15 protein-coding genes are annotated in these 13,712 nt (G+C 64.6%); 6 read left to right on the top strand and 9 right to left on the bottom strand.

What is annotated here, in order from left to right; translation table 11 throughout:
- The first annotated feature begins 1 nt into the window (after window position 1).
- Window positions 2–2,467, top strand: a complete 2,466-nt coding sequence (locus tag CR152_RS27680) for a TonB-dependent siderophore receptor (protein ID WP_099880366.1) — start codon at window positions 2–4, stop codon at window positions 2,465–2,467.
- On the opposite strand, the gene CR152_RS27675 is transcribed toward CR152_RS27680, so the two are convergent.
- The 5 genes from CR152_RS27675 to CR152_RS33335 all read right to left on the bottom strand — a co-directional run bounded on the left by CR152_RS27675 (window position 2,455) and on the right by CR152_RS33335 (window position 7,218).
- Window positions 2,455–3,933, bottom strand: a complete 1,479-nt coding sequence (locus CR152_RS27675) for a Dyp-type peroxidase (RefSeq protein WP_099880364.1) — start codon at window positions 3,931–3,933, stop codon at window positions 2,455–2,457. The genes CR152_RS27680 and CR152_RS27675 overlap by 13 nt on opposite strands.
- Window positions 3,934–3,999: 66 nt before the next feature.
- A complete protein-coding gene (locus CR152_RS27670) occupies window positions 4,000–4,458 on the bottom strand; it encodes a hypothetical protein (RefSeq protein ID WP_157778779.1) in 459 nt (152 codons plus the stop codon).
- A gap of 190 nt (window positions 4,459–4,648) precedes the next feature.
- Window positions 4,649–6,757 (bottom strand): TonB-dependent receptor plug domain-containing protein, encoded by a 2,109-nt coding sequence (locus CR152_RS27665; protein ID WP_157778778.1) that lies wholly within the window; start codon window positions 6,755–6,757, stop codon window positions 4,649–4,651.
- Window positions 6,754–6,912 (bottom strand): hypothetical protein, encoded by a 159-nt coding sequence (locus CR152_RS33340; RefSeq protein ID WP_157778777.1) that lies wholly within the window; start codon window positions 6,910–6,912, stop codon window positions 6,754–6,756. Before CR152_RS33340 ends, CR152_RS27665 begins: the two co-directional genes overlap by 4 nt.
- A 93-nt stretch (window positions 6,913–7,005) precedes the next feature.
- Window positions 7,006–7,218, bottom strand: coding sequence for a hypothetical protein (locus tag CR152_RS33335; protein ID WP_157778776.1), 213 nt, complete (start codon window positions 7,216–7,218; stop codon window positions 7,006–7,008).
- On the opposite strand from CR152_RS33335, the gene CR152_RS27660 reads away from it, so the two are divergent.
- Together CR152_RS27660 and ubiG are read left to right on the top strand one after the other, a co-directional pair.
- The gene (locus CR152_RS27660; RefSeq protein WP_157778775.1) at window positions 7,211–7,483 is read left to right on the top strand and encodes a DCC1-like thiol-disulfide oxidoreductase family protein; all 273 of its coding nucleotides are present in this window, start codon (window positions 7,211–7,213) and stop codon (window positions 7,481–7,483) included. The two genes, CR152_RS33335 and CR152_RS27660, sit on opposite strands and share 8 nt — an antisense overlap.
- A gap of 22 nt (window positions 7,484–7,505) precedes the next feature.
- Window positions 7,506–7,961, top strand: coding sequence for a bifunctional 2-polyprenyl-6-hydroxyphenol methylase/3-demethylubiquinol 3-O-methyltransferase UbiG (ubiG, locus tag CR152_RS27655; RefSeq protein ID WP_229413661.1), 456 nt, complete (start codon window positions 7,506–7,508; stop codon window positions 7,959–7,961).
- Between the two features lie 9 nt (window positions 7,962–7,970).
- On the opposite strand, the gene CR152_RS27650 is transcribed toward ubiG, so the two are convergent.
- The gene (locus CR152_RS27650) at window positions 7,971–8,828 is read right to left on the bottom strand and encodes an alpha/beta fold hydrolase (RefSeq protein WP_099880356.1); all 858 of its coding nucleotides are present in this window, start codon (window positions 8,826–8,828) and stop codon (window positions 7,971–7,973) included.
- A gap of 121 nt (window positions 8,829–8,949) precedes the next feature.
- Here CR152_RS27650 and CR152_RS27645 point away from each other — a divergent pair, with 121 nt between their 5' ends.
- Window positions 8,950–9,375 (top strand): hypothetical protein, encoded by a 426-nt coding sequence (locus CR152_RS27645; protein ID WP_157778774.1) that lies wholly within the window; start codon window positions 8,950–8,952, stop codon window positions 9,373–9,375.
- 10 nt (window positions 9,376–9,385) lie between these two features.
- Here the strand turns inward: CR152_RS27645 and CR152_RS27640 are convergent, their stop codons facing one another.
- From CR152_RS27640 to CR152_RS27630, 3 genes are all read right to left on the bottom strand, one after another.
- On the bottom strand, window positions 9,386–10,771 hold the full coding sequence (locus tag CR152_RS27640) for a hypothetical protein (protein ID WP_099880352.1): 1,386 nt from the start codon (window positions 10,769–10,771) through the stop codon (window positions 9,386–9,388).
- Window positions 10,772–10,892: 121 nt separating this feature from the next.
- Window positions 10,893–11,414 carry a hypothetical protein gene (locus CR152_RS27635; protein ID WP_157778773.1) on the bottom strand — a complete coding sequence of 174 codons (522 nt, stop codon included), beginning with the start codon at window positions 11,412–11,414 and terminating at the stop codon, window positions 10,893–10,895.
- Between the two features lie 209 nt (window positions 11,415–11,623).
- Window positions 11,624–12,097 (bottom strand): cache domain-containing protein, encoded by a 474-nt coding sequence (locus CR152_RS27630; RefSeq protein WP_099880348.1) that lies wholly within the window; start codon window positions 12,095–12,097, stop codon window positions 11,624–11,626.
- Window positions 12,098–12,234: 137 nt separating this feature from the next.
- On the opposite strand from CR152_RS27630, the gene CR152_RS27625 reads away from it, so the two are divergent.
- On the top strand, window positions 12,235–12,807 hold the full coding sequence (locus tag CR152_RS27625) for a histidine phosphatase family protein (protein ID WP_099880347.1): 573 nt from the start codon (window positions 12,235–12,237) through the stop codon (window positions 12,805–12,807).
- Window positions 12,808–12,904: 97 nt separating this feature from the next.
- Complete coding sequence (locus CR152_RS27620) at window positions 12,905–13,621, top strand: penicillin-insensitive murein endopeptidase (protein ID WP_229413657.1); 717 nt, start codon at window positions 12,905–12,907, stop codon at window positions 13,619–13,621.
- Window positions 13,622–13,712 lie beyond the last annotated feature (91 nt).

Raw genomic sequence — 13,712 nt, 5'->3', positions numbered from 1 at the left:
CATGACTCATCAGCACCCACATTCCTCCCTCGCACCTTCGCCGCGTGAACCGGCCTTCACCCTCAGCTGCGGGGCGGCCGCCGTGCGCGCGGTTTTGCTGGCCGGGCTGGCGCTGGGCCTGGCGACGCCGGCCCAGGCGCAGGGCGCCGCGGCGCGCAGCTACCAAATCGCCCCCGGCCCGCTGGACCGCACCCTGAACAGCTTCGCCAGCGCCGCCGGCATCGAACTCTCCGTCGACGCAACGCTACTGAACGGCAAGACCAGCGCCGGCCTGAACGCCACCACCACGGTGCAGGCCGGCTTCGACGAAGTCCTGCGCGGAGTTGGCCTGCAAGCGCTGCGCCAGGCCAACGGCAGCTACACCCTGGCCAAGCTGGCCGAGCGCCCGGCCGCCCGTCCCGAGGCAGCCGTGCTGCCGACGATCACCGTTGTCGACACCCCCGAGCCCGACAATGCAACCGGTCCCATCCGCGGCTACGTGGCCAGGCGCAGCGCCACGGCCACCAAAACCGATACGCCCATCGTGGAAACGCCACAGTCCCTCAGCGTGGTCGGAGCGGAAGAGATCGACACCCTCAAGTCGCAAAGCCTGCAAGACGTGCTCGCCTACGTGGCCGGCGTGGCCCGTAACGAAGCGGCCGACCGCACCACCGACCAGTTCTTCCTGCGCGGCTTCCAGGCCACCTCGGACCTTGGCAACCACTATCGCGACGGCACCCGCTACGGCGTCACCCGCTATGACGGCCGTCAGGAACTCTATGGGCTGGAACGGGTCGAAGTAGTGAAGGGTGCGGCCTCGGTCCTGTTCGGGGCTGGCGGTCCTGGCGGCATCATCAACACGGTCAGCAAGCGTCCCACGGCAGAGCCGGTGCACGAGATCAATGTGGAAGGAGGTTCATTCAGCCGCAAACAGGTATCGGCCGATATTGGTGGCCCGCTCACGGACGATGGCGTCTGGTCGTACCGCCTTACCGCGCTCTGGCGCGACAGCGGCACCTTCATCGATCACGTACCGGACAATCGCCGCTTCGTGGCGCCCGCATTCACATGGAAACCGAGCGCGGCGACCTCGCTCACATTTCTGGGAGATTATCAAAAAGACCGCACAGTGAATGTCTATGGCCTGCCCGCCGAAGGCACGGTCCTGCCCAACGTCAACGGCCAGATTGCGCGCCACCGCTTTGTGGGCGAGCCGGGCTTCGACCAGTTCGCGCTGGAACGGTATTCCGCCGGATACCTGTTCGAGCACGCCTTCAGCGAGCGGCTCAAGCTCAAAAACAGCTTGCGCTATGCACATGCGAGCAACGCCTTCGACTATGTCGAGGTGTGGGGCGGCGTCGATGCCAGCCAGCGCGAAACGGCCTCGCGTTGGGCAAGCGACCGCGCCGACCGTTCCTCGTCGCTGGTTTCCGACACGTCGCTGCAATACCAGCTGGGCGAGGGCGCCGTCAGGCATACCATCCTGGCAGGCCTGGATTACTCGCGCGGACGCGAAGAAACCGAACGCTACACGCGCTCGCTGGCCAATCTCGACCTGGTCGCACCGGTGTACGGCAGCCGCGTCGGCACGGAGCGGGTCCCGAATACCTTCGCCTACAGGGCCGATGGCAAGCGCCTGGGTGTCTACGCGCAGGACCAGCTCAAGGTGGGCGACAAATGGGTTGCCTCGCTGGGCGGCCGTTATGACATGCTGCGCTACAGCGAAGCCGGATTTTTCGGCGGTGTGCGCGCGGACAATGAAAAAAGCCGTGCCTTCACCGGCAGGGCAGGGCTGGTGTACCTCGCCGACAACGGCCTGGCGCCGTTTGCGAGCTACAGCGAATCGTTCGAGCCGACCAGCGGCATCGACCGGACCGGCGCGCGCTTCAAGCCCTCCGAGGGCAAGCAGTTCGAAACCGGACTGCGCTACCAGCCCAAGGGCGCCGACGTGCTGCTGTCGGCCGCGCTCTACCAGCTGACGCGGCAGAACGTGCAGGTGGAGGACCCGCAAGATGCCAACATTGCCGTGCAGGCCGGCGAAGTGCGTTCGCGCGGCCTGGAACTGGAAGCGCGTACCCGTATCGGCCGCACGGCCAACCTGATCGCCGCCTACGCCTATACCGATGCCCGTACGACCAAAGCGAGCGCCCTGTATCCCGAACGCGAAGGCCAGCGCGTCGACAGCGTGCCGTACAACCAGCTCTCTATCTGGGGCGACGAAGGCTTCGCCGCCGCCGGCTTGCCCGGTTTGCGGATCGGCACGGGAGCGCGCTACGTGGGCAGCACGCGCGGGGCGGCGCATGGCACGCCGGTGATCGTGCCGTCCGTCACGCTGATCGATGCCATGGCCAGTTACAGCACGGGGCCCTGGAAACTCGCGCTAAACGTCACTAACCTGGCGCACAAAACCTATATCGGCAGTTGCACCTACGGCTGCTTCTATGGCGAAGCGCGCAAGATCATCGTCACGGCAAGCTACCGCTGGTAAGGCATCGGGCTGGCCGCAGCGTCGCTGGCAGCCTCTTGCGCGCCGCCGGCTGCCACCAGTTGCGCCAGATACAGCAAGCCCTTGATGCTTGGGAAAAAGCAGTACACCCCGCCGCGCGTGGTCACCAGTCGCGAAAAACCACGCAGGGTCCGGTTGGCGCTGCCTTTGGGCCCCTTGCCTGCCAAGGTGAACGAACTCGTGGCCGGATCGTTCACGCCCACAAGAACATCCTCGCCGCTGATGTTGTACACGGCATTGCCGGCTGCCGGCCCTTCCGGACTCGTGGCGGATTTCACAAAGTCCGGCGCCAGGTTCCACTCGCTGCTCAGGAACTCGAACTGGTTGCGGATGCTCGCATTGATGAAGTAGCCGATCAGCCCGCGTGCGTGGTTGTCCGGCTGGGACGGATCATACTGCGGACCGTAGGGCATCGAGCGCCGCAGTATGCGGTGATGCGTGCTGTCGGTGCCGATCACGGCGGCATCGCGCGGGTTGTTGCGCCGGATATGAGCGCCGATCGGGCACGTCAAGCCCAGCGTGTCGTCCGTAGCCGGGGCCGGGCTGACGAAGTCGAAGTTGTTCAGTTCCGCATCCGGCAGGCGCGTGCCCTGCGCGGCCGGCGCCAGCGTCAGCGGGTTGCCGTTGCGCCAGCGCCCGAGGATTTTCGCGGCCAGCAACTCGGTATCGATGCCCGTCTCGACCGCATAACGCGCCAGCATGGACTCGAACCCGGCAACATCCTGTTCCAGGATGCGGAAAACGGCATAGCTGCTGTTGGTCGACAGTTCCACCGGCAGCACACGGTAGGTGCCGCCCGCTGCATTCGTATGGCCCAGCAGAAATTCACCGGCCGGAACGGGGGGCTGGGCATCGGGCGCATCGCGTTTGCGCGGCGGCGCGCCGATGATCGTCGGCTGGGCGATGCCGTGGCGATAGCCAAAGTGCACGGTACTGTCCGGGAATTCCGTCCCATCCTGCGTGTACAGCTCCGTCACGCTGCCCGCGAACGCCGCGCGTAGCCGGGCAGACACGCCCTCCAGCGCCGCGCTGGACTCGGTCGCCCACACGCTGAGCAAGATATGCACTTGGGCGCCGTCGTGCAAGCCGCCAATCCAGTGCTGCGGCGCGCTCAATCCTACGTCGCCCACTGTCGCGGCGCTGGCCGGATCGGTCGCGCCCCGCTGGAACGCCGCGTCGAAGCTGGCCAGCTGATCCGCGCCGAGCCCGAGCGCTGCAAGCCCGGAAGCGCTGAAGCAGATGTTGATGAAGACGGCCGGTTTGGGAACGATGCGCCTGGCCGTCGTGATGGCGGGCAGGCCGTTGTCGCCACGCACCAGCGCCGCGATCAGCTTGCCCGTCGCGGCCGCGTCCGTAATCGTGAGCACGAAATGCCGCGCCAGATTCACGCGATAGCCGCGCAAAATTGTGTCCTGCACGTCGTCCAGATCAATGGCAACATCACTCATCAGGTTCTCCCGTCGCTCCGGCGGTTAACTCGCGCACCCGGATGCCAGCCGGGCGCGCGCCGCAGATCAGATCGCGGCGAGAATCTCCTGCACGGTGTGCTGGTAGGCGGCGTAGAAATAGGTGTTCGGAATATGTTCCGAGACATTGTTCTCAGCGATAAAGGCTTCAAACTCCGCCACATGATCGACGACCGGCGTCAACGCTGCGCCGCCAACGGTCAGTGACAGCAGCGCGTCGAACTCCGTGCTTAATTGGGCTACGAAGTCATGGATATACTTCTGAAAATCCCCATCAAAGGACGTGATAATTCCAATGACCAAGTTGTCCGAAGGCAGAATCGAAAACAGCTCTGGCTGCAGATTCGGTTGCGACCGATCGAGCAGGATGAGACGGGCAAAATGGACAGTGCCGATCGATTCCAGCGCAACATTGATTTGCGGCAGCAGGAGGGCCAGCTTCGCAACGACAGTGGCCGCGCTTGTGCCGGGAAGCACCGGCGACAGCAAAGTAAGGGGACGAGTCATGATAAGCCTCTTTCATGAAAACCCAGGATGCGCGGCCGGCAGGTTGGCAGCCGCGCCCTGTGTCAGCAAATGATAAGAGAATCCCCGCGCTGGCAAGCCCGTCAGGACGGGGCGCCAGCTTGATTCAGCTTAAATCAAAAGGACCTTGCACCATGCACACGCCAGCCCTTGAATCGAAGCGGCAACTGTCTCAGAAACGGGCCTCCAGCATCGCGCGCACCCAGGTCTTGCCCGGCTGCGTGGAGCGCGTGCCATGGCTGCCAGCCAAACCCGCATAGCTGCGGTCGCTGATCCAGTCATGCCGCAGCGCATTGGCGATGCTCACCCTCAACTGAAGCTTGCTGTCCAGTTTCCACAAGCCATACATTTCCAGATCGCGGCGGGCCGAAGCAAATGTAAATTGATCCTGGGAGAGCCGCACGTGGCCACCGCTGCTGTACACAAACGAGGCCCCGGTGGTCAGCGCGCCGAGCTTGTAATCGATCCCCGCCGTGGCCGACAGGGGCACTTGCTCGGCGAGGCGGTTGTCCGGACCCGGCACCTGCTCCACGGCAGACCAGTTGCGGCTGACCGACAGGCGCAGATCGAGCGGCGGTGCGCCTGATGCGATCGATTGCAGCGGGAAGCGCGTTTCCACTTCCAGCGTGCGCACGTCGCACTGCCCACCATTTTCCGGACGCAGCACCCAGCGACCGTCCGCCTGGTTCAGCGCCTGCACGGTGCAGTCCTCGATGCGCCGCGCCGCGGCGGACACCGACCACAGCGCGCCTTTGGCCCAGTGATGCTCGTACGCGGCATCGATGCCGAGCGCCAGTTCCGGGCGCAGGTTCGGATTGCCGGTGCTGTCCGGATTGGAGGCGCTGTTATTGATGGTCAGGGCAGGGCGCGCGATCAGCCTGGCCGCATCGGGCGTCTTGAAGGTCCGCGTCAACGCCATGCGCACCTGGTCGCCACTGCCGCCGGGCAGTTTGTACAGCGTGTGCAGGATCGGACTGACTACGCTGCTGTCGTTGCGCACGTTGGCCAGGCCGCTGCCGCCGCTGCGCGTGCCGATGCCTTCCCAGCGCGCGCCGAGATACACCGACCATTGCGGCGACACGGTCCATTCATCCTGCGCGTACAGCGCCAACGAGCGGATATCCGCGCGGTAGCGCTCCGGCGCGGCAGCGAGGCCAAAATCGGCCTGCCGACGGTCACTCGTATTGCGCGCCACGCTGCCTTCCCAGCCCGCGCCGATGGTGTGCGCGCCGCCGGCGCGGCCGCTGTATTTGCCGCTGCCCCGCAAGGCGCGGTCGCGCGACAGGCCATCGGCAAAGCGGTTCAGCGTCAACGCACCGGACGCCGCCTGCGACGATTGTGCGAGCGCAGTCGCGTAATTGCCCGCATCGATGCCGATGCGCGACTCCAGCTTGGCGCTGTCGCCCAGCTTGCGCGTCCAGGCCACATCGCTGCGAACCGTGCGCCGCGCGGTCGACGTGACGCTGCCGGTCAGCGGATCGATCCGCGGGGCGCCCGTCACGTACGTGGTGACGTAGTGCGAGTGGTAATGCAGGCGGTTCGCATAGATGAACGACTGCCAGCTCAGGATATCGCCGTTATCGAGCTCCCAGTTCAGGCGCGGCGTCAGGTTCAGCGTATTGAAATTGCCCACATCGGCGCCGCGCAGCTGATGTTCGTACAGTGGACGGCCTTCGGCATCGCCCCCTGTTTCGACAGTCGTCACCGGGCGGCGAAAGGTATTGCGCGACGCGTTCGCCGCGAACGAGTACGAGAACGCGCCCGCGCGGTCCGACATGTTCAGGCTCGCCTTGCCCTCGGCCATATCGCTCGACGCGCCGGCGCCAGCCTTCCAGTCGCGCTGCGCCTTCGATACGGCGCGCTTGAGAATCACGTTGATGGTGCCTGCAATGGCGCGCGTGCTGGTGTCGGCGGTGGCCGCGCGCACCACCTCGATGCGCTCCACCGACTCCGGCGCGATCGAGTCCAGCGAAAACCCGGATGGCGCGCGTTCGCCGTTGAGAAGGATCTGCGTGTAGCCGGCACCGAGGCCGCGCATCTGTGCGTTACCCCCGCTGATGGTGACGCCCGGCACGCGCTTGAGCGTATCGAGCACGCTGGCGTCGCCATAGCGCACCATGTCCTCGCGGCTGACGACGATCTTGCCCGCCGTGTCGTCGCGCCGCGCATCGTAGCTATTGCGGCTGGCGTTCACTTCAACGACTGCCGCCGGCGCTTGTTGGGCGTGCGCCGCGGCGGCCGCCAACGTCCAGGCGGAGACGATCAATACCGGCGCGCTCAAACCGCACCGTCGATCACGACGGTCGCCCCACTCATGTAACTGTTCTTGTCGGAGACAAAAAACGCCGCGGCCTTCGCTGCGCCAGAGGTGGCGTCGATGCTGCTTTTGCAGGTCGAACACAGGCTTGTCGTTGCTCGTACCAGTTCGTCGCTCATTGACATCCACTTGGCAAATGCCGGACCAGTCCGGGTGTGCTGTGATTGTAATGGCAACTCTGCAAATCGCTAAGCTGCTCATCGTGGCGCAGTTCATGCCTTGGGCGCCTTTTTGCGTGCCAGCGCGCGGCTTTCCTGCTTGAGCTCTTGCGAGACCGGGCATACCGCCTGCATGAACGACACCAGGGTATTTGCCAGGTTGTCGCCCTGGAGGCGGTAGAACACGAATTGCCCGCGCTTGTCGCTGGCGATCAGGCCTGCCGATTCGAGGATGCGAAGGTGCTTCGACAGCGACGCCTTGGTCATCTCGAAGCGCGATGTGCACGCCGAGCCCGAACTGGCGGCGCAGCTGGGCATCGATATCGAGCAGCTGCGCGAGCGCCTCCATGTGCGCGACGCCAGCGGGCGGATGCTGTCCGGCGACCGCGCCTTTGCCGCGCTGTGGGCCGCCACGCCCGGGCAGCGCTGGCTGGCGCGCCTTGTGCGGTCCATGTCCTGGCTGACAGGCCCTTTGTACAAGCTGTTCGCGCGCCTGCTGTACCGCTGGAATCGCCGGCGCGGCCACTGGTAATCGCTTTCACTCTGACAAGCCCTTGCAGATCGCACGTTGGCATGCGCAGGGCCAGGCGGTCGACGTGCGCTACGCCTACAGCAGCGCAGAAGATTGGGCGGGCGGCCACGCAGGGCAGTACGATGTCGTCACCTGCATGGAAATGCTGGAACACGTGCCGCAGCCGTCGGCCGTGATCGACGCCTGCGCGGCGCTGGTCAAGCCGGGTGGATGGGTGTTTTTTTCGACGATCAACCGCAACCCGCTCAGCTTTCTGTTGGCGATCGTGGGCGTGGAATATGTGCTGCGCATCCTGCCGGTTGGCACGCACCAGTACAGCCGCCTGATCAAGCCGGCGGAACTGGCCGGCATGGCGCGCAACGCCGGTCTGGTGCTGCTTGACCAGCGCGGCCTGGGCTACAACCCGCTGACGCAGCGTTTCCGCCTGCATGGTTTTCTTGGGCTTGGCTATCTGCTGGCGATGCAAAAGACGGCGTGAGGACAACCTTCATTCGCCGGAGGGCAGCTGCGGCGTCACCATCGCCGCCCAGCCGGCCTGCCAGCAGCACCCATGGCTGAAGCCGGGAACCACGGTGACGCGCGGCCTGGCACCCGCCGGGAAGCGCGCGGCGTACGACGCCAGCACGCCTGGCGGCACCACCTTGTCATCGGTGCCCACCCAGTGCTGTTGCGGCACGCGCGCCAGTTGCGCGGCGTAGTCGGCCGGATTGAGCGAGCCCGCCAGCGGCGACAGATGCTGCAGGCGCGCCCAGGCAGCGGTATCCAGATTGGCCGCCACCGTCAGCAGCAGGACCACGTCGGCGCGCCGCGCGGCCAGCAGCGCGGCTACGACCCCGCCGCCGGAATACCCCACCAGGATCAGGCGCCGGGCGCCGGTCCGCTGTATCAGCTGGTCGAGCGCGGCGTTCATGCTGTCGATGACTTGCGGGCTGTAGCGCGCATCGGTCCATACCGCGCTGCGGCAGGCGGCGGGAAGGGCGCCTGCCTGGAATTGGCATGGCCGCGCCAGATACGCGACGGCGCCGACGGGATGGCGCAGCGCCAGTTGCAGCGCCATCGCTTGCACCGGGGTCGGATCGGGCGAGACGGTGCTTGGGTTCAGCCACGCCATGCCATCACCCTCCATGTACACCGTCAGGGTCGCTGCGCGCTGTGCCGCCGCCGGGCTCCAGACGGTCAGGGCGAAGCTGCCTGCCGCGAGCGTGCTGCGTTCCCAGCCAGCCGCGCCCGCCAGTGCGTCGGCTTGCTGAAGCCGCACGGATGGATCGACGACGGCACAGCCGGCCAGCAGGGCGCCCAGCAGCATGCCTGTGCGGCTGCGGTCAATGATATGATCGAATAACATTGTGTCGCCATGGTTGAATACTTAACGGTCGATTATTGTCGGAACAGGACGTCATTGCCAAGTTTTAAATGTGCCGGTTCAGGGACCGATCGGGCCGGCCAGCCACCATGAATGAGCGAGTATGACGACACCGGAGAATCCCTACATGCCGCCGGCATCGATGCCGGCTCGCCGCGTTTCCGCGCGCCTGCGCCGGCTGGCGTACGCGCTGGCGCTGCCAGTTGTGGCCCACTTGCTGGCGGCGATCATGTACGGCAGCGCCTACGTGGCGCTGGCCTCTACCGGTGCGGTATCGAGCATCAATCTGCTTGCGAGTATGGCGGCAAGCCTTTGCTTGTACATCGGTACCCTGAGGCTGCTGCGGGACGCCGAGCGTGGCCGGGCGTTTTTCATCGTTGCTGTTGGCGGGTTCATGATGTCGCTGCGCGGCTGGTGGCCGTTCGGAGGCGCCTCCATGCTCGTCATCAGCGGGATCGGACTGGCGGCCGCCGGCGCCTTGCTCGCGCACTTTTCGCAGCAGCAGCTACGCGACGCGGGACCGCGCTGACTAGCATCGGTCAGGGCTGTTCCCGCATGAGTTCGCGCAGGTCTTCCAACGCGTCGTGGCGGCACTCGGCTGCGATGTGCGGCGGCAGGCGGTTCCACTCCTGCAGCTTTTCCACGGCTCGCTGGCGGCAAATGCCGCACGGGTTGGTTCGGTAGACCCACTCGGCAACGCCAGCCAGCGCGGGTGAATCAACGCTGCTACAGACATCGATGGCGCTGCTCCCGAGATAGTGCGCCTCCTTGCCATCAACGGTCTGCCGTTCCAGCGCGGCCAGGATCAGCGTTTCGTCCCCCGGTTGATAATTGCTCTTGAATAGATCGAGTTCTTCGGAATAGTCGCTCGAAAAGCCCGGGTCGCCGAGGCGTTCAAGCGCCAAGTTCCGTACGCGCGGGTCGCTTGTGTGCGACAGCGCCACGGCTGCCGCGTTGCGCACATCGGCCGAACTGTGGCTGGCCAGCGCCCAAACGGATTCGTCCAGGCACGGAAGCGGTCGTTTTCTGAACACACACAACAATTTTTCGCACGCTTCAGGCTCGCTCTCGATGCGTAGACGGGCGAGAATGCGGTTCAGATCTTCCTTGCTTGCCCACCGGCCAAACTGCATGAATCGTCCCCGTCCGCCGGACTTGCTTGTAGAGGCGGCCAGGATGGCATCGAGCGGATTGTCTTGCATGAACTCTTCGGCACGCCGCTTTGCACTTGCGGCTGGGTCTTCCGTCGACCAGTCAGGTCTATTGTTGCCGGCAACCCTTTCTGCTTCCTCCTTGCCGACATAGGCAGCGACTGCCTCATCGCCGGCCGCGACCCGCTTGAGTTCGGCAAAAACGTCGTCGAACGGAAACGTCTCATCGACCAGGAAATGCAGGGAATCGACCCATGCCCCGGGATCTTGCTGGAGGACTTTGCCCAGGCGCCGCGCGATCTCGACGATGGCAGGAAGCCCGTCGAGATCCCTGATGGCCCCGGCGCCGAGCACTTGGTCGGCGGAGAAAGTCTGCCCCCACACGTGCGCGCGCAGGGCAGCGGCCGCCTCAAGGTCGCCATCTCGTCCCATCAGGCTGGCCAGCTCGCGTTGTTGATCGCTATCGTAGTCATCGGTGCTTTGGGACATCGCCGTCAGGATCGCCTCGGCGAAGCGGCCATACGCTGGCGTCCCTTTGTAGAAGCCGAACATCCAGGCGGCCCGGCTGCCTTCGCACTGGCGGTCGTAGCACTGGTTTTCGAGACAGGCGGCCAGCACCAGGTCTTCAACGCCGTCCAGGCCGTGCTCTTGTACATGCAGGACCGCGGCGCCACGGCCATGGCGCAGTGCGACGGCGAACGCGTCGCGGCTGAGGTTTGTCGATTGAATAGGGCGCTCCGGGAAGTTGGCAGGCGTGCTGCATGCATCAGCCATTGTAAGTGATGCGCACCCGCGAGCGCCGATAAGGATGCGGCATCGCGCGCTGAGCGTCCGCTGCACGGTCAGGGAAGCGTGCCTCCCGTCGCCCGCAGCGGACGCGTCGCTACCGCCAGGCTTATTTGGCCGGGCAGACGCCGAAGTTAGCCGACTGCTTCGACGGATGGGCGTCGACAGGGCCGACCTTGTTGGTCACATCAGTGATCGTGATGTGGGACCAGCTCACGCTTTGCAGCACCAGGTCCATTTTGCCCGGGCATGGATTTTTGCTCAGTTTTGGTACTTTGAGCGTGATGCAGGCAGACACGGAACCGGTGTACTTGTTCGGCGAGTACGTGGCCGTGGCGGAAACCTTTTCTTTGATGACCGTTTCCTGGCCTTTAGGGCAGTTACCACCGTAGTTGCGGCACGCATACGATGCCACCACCGATGCTTTGGCGACGTAGGTGACGGGCTTATAATTCAGCCCGATTTCTTTGAAGCACACTTTCAAGTCGCCGGTTTTCGGATCGATCGACGAGGTGACTTTCCCCGAGAACTGAGGTTTAGACTGGGGATTGGCCTGGACCGTGCCGAACGCGCATGAGAGCGCCCCGCATACGGCCAGCATGCGTGCAAAATGTTTAACTGTGGAATTCATGGTGTTACCCCTTTAAAAGTCCAGCTGTGAGTACTGCTTTACGGCTACCGCGCACACACATACCCGGCGATCAAACGATCAGCCAGACCGCTAGTGCGCGCTTTTAGAGTAGGCCGCTGGAGCAGCAGAACTTTGTCCGGTCTCACACCATGTAGTTGATGAAGGCGATGTCGGGCCATGGCAGCGTTGCCGCGTCCGCCTTGCCGCGCCTATTTGATGTAGACCCCGCCGCACACGACCACCTCTTCGTACGGTTGGCAATACATTGCCTTGGGTTCGGTCTTTTTGCTCAGGGAATTGGTGAACTTGTACTCCTGCCAGAACGGTGCATTTTTCTTCGCAAGTTCGATGCGTTCGCGCACGAATTCCTTACCATCCACGTCCTTGATATCCATAAGATTTCGATTGAGCATTTTGAGATTGGCGCCGTGCGCGCGCACCACGCCGTCGGTCCCGTACACAGTGATGTAAAGGTCGCGGTCGGTGAAAGGGGCATCCTTGCGGTTGATCTCGCTGTAGGTCTTGTCCCTGCCGTTGGTCTTCATGTACGCCACGGTTTTCTTGACCACCGCCTCGGCTTCCGCCTTAGTGACGAACGGGTCGGCAGTTGCGGGCAGGGCAACTGCATAGCAGATCGCTAGTGGCAATAAGATGCGCACACGCAAGGTAGGAAGGATGGACATTGAAACTCCTTTGGGTGGGCGCCCCGGTGGCGCACGGTTCACGCTAGCATCCAGGTGGCCGCAACGGTACACTCAGCACTGCTAGTGGCGACATGGCGCGCCGCATCGCTTGGCGGACACCTCACCAGAAAGACCCGATGAAAAAGCACCTGCTCATGTTCCTGGCCTGCCTGGTCATCGCCCGCGCGCATGCGGCCGACGACGCGTTCTGGGACTTGCTGAAAGGGGGCGGGCAGATCGTGCTGATGCGTCATGCCCAGACCGATCCCGGCATCGGCGATCCGCCCGGTTTCCAGCTGGCCAATTGCGCCACCCAGCGCAACCTGTCGGCACTCGGGCGCGCCGACGCCGTTCGCATCGGCGCGCGCTTCCGGCAGCAGGCCATCCGGGTGGGCGAGGTGATGTCGAGCCACTGGTGCCGCTGCATGGACACGGCGCGCCTGGCGTTCGGCAAGGTCACTCCAGCCGCCATGCTCGATTCGGTCTTCGACGAGCGCGCGCCGGCCACGCTCGACAAGACCAATGCGCTGATCGCCTGGCTGGCACGCCACCCGCGCGCTGCCGGACGGGGCAACGTGGTGCTCATCACCCACGCCGTCAACATCCACGCGCTGACCGGCGTATCGCTCAATGCGGGCGAGATGCTCGTCGCCACGCTCGATGGCCGGCGCAGGCTCAAGGTACTGGCGCGCGGCACGCCGGGTCGCTAGGATTCGCGTGAGAGCCGCCTTGCACAACCGTGCGCGATGCGCAAGAATGGGACTTTCTTCACAAGGAAGCGGGGCAGCGCATGCCCGGCCAGTCGACATGATCATGCCTGTGCATGCTGTATTCATCGCGCTGCTGGCGTTGGGCGCGACCACACTGGCGGCGCATGCAGCGCCGGCCAGCCAGTGCTTCGGCAACGTGAGCAAGGGGCGCCTCGAGGGCGGCGTGAAGCTGCCTGCCGCCGGCCCGAATTTTTCCGCCTACAGCGCCGCGGCCATCGCAGCGGGCCGCACGCATGTGCATGCGACGACAGCGCAAATCATCATGGCTGCGTACGCGGGCGCGCATGCCTCGCAGCCTGGCGCCAGATATGTGTACGGCGAGACGGGCATGGAGAAGGGCGGTCCGTTCGCGCCGCATAAAACCCATCAGAACGGGCTGTCGGTCGACTTTTTCGTGCCGGTTCGGAATGCACGCGGCGAGCCGGTATCGCTGCCCAGCAGCCCGCAAAACCGCTACGGCTACAATATCGAATTCGACGCTGCCGGCCGCTACCAGGATTACCGCATCGATTTCGCCGCGTTCGCCGAGCATCTGTACCAGCTCGATGTGGCCGCGAAGGCGCGCGGCGCCGCCCTGGCGCTGGTCATCGTCGACCGCAGCTTCATCCCGGCACTGCTGGCCACCGTGCGCGGACCCTGGCTGCGCCAGCACATGCCGTTCATGAAGGGCAGGCCGTGGGTGCGCCACGACGAGCATTACCATGTCGACTTCAAGCTTGCGTGCGCGCCGCTCGATACCGCTGCTATTTTTTAGTTTCTCGTTGCTGCAATAACAACGAGAATTTCCCGGATATCTTCCTCTGCCGCCATCGTCATGTGTACTTTCGGGATGCGGGCGGTTGCGC

Origin of the sequence: Massilia violaceinigra, assembly GCF_002752675.1 — a bacterium.
GTDB classification, from domain to species: domain Bacteria; phylum Pseudomonadota; class Gammaproteobacteria; order Burkholderiales; family Burkholderiaceae_D; genus Telluria_A; species Telluria_A violaceinigra.
This window is presented reverse-complemented; position numbering and strand designations above follow the sequence as displayed.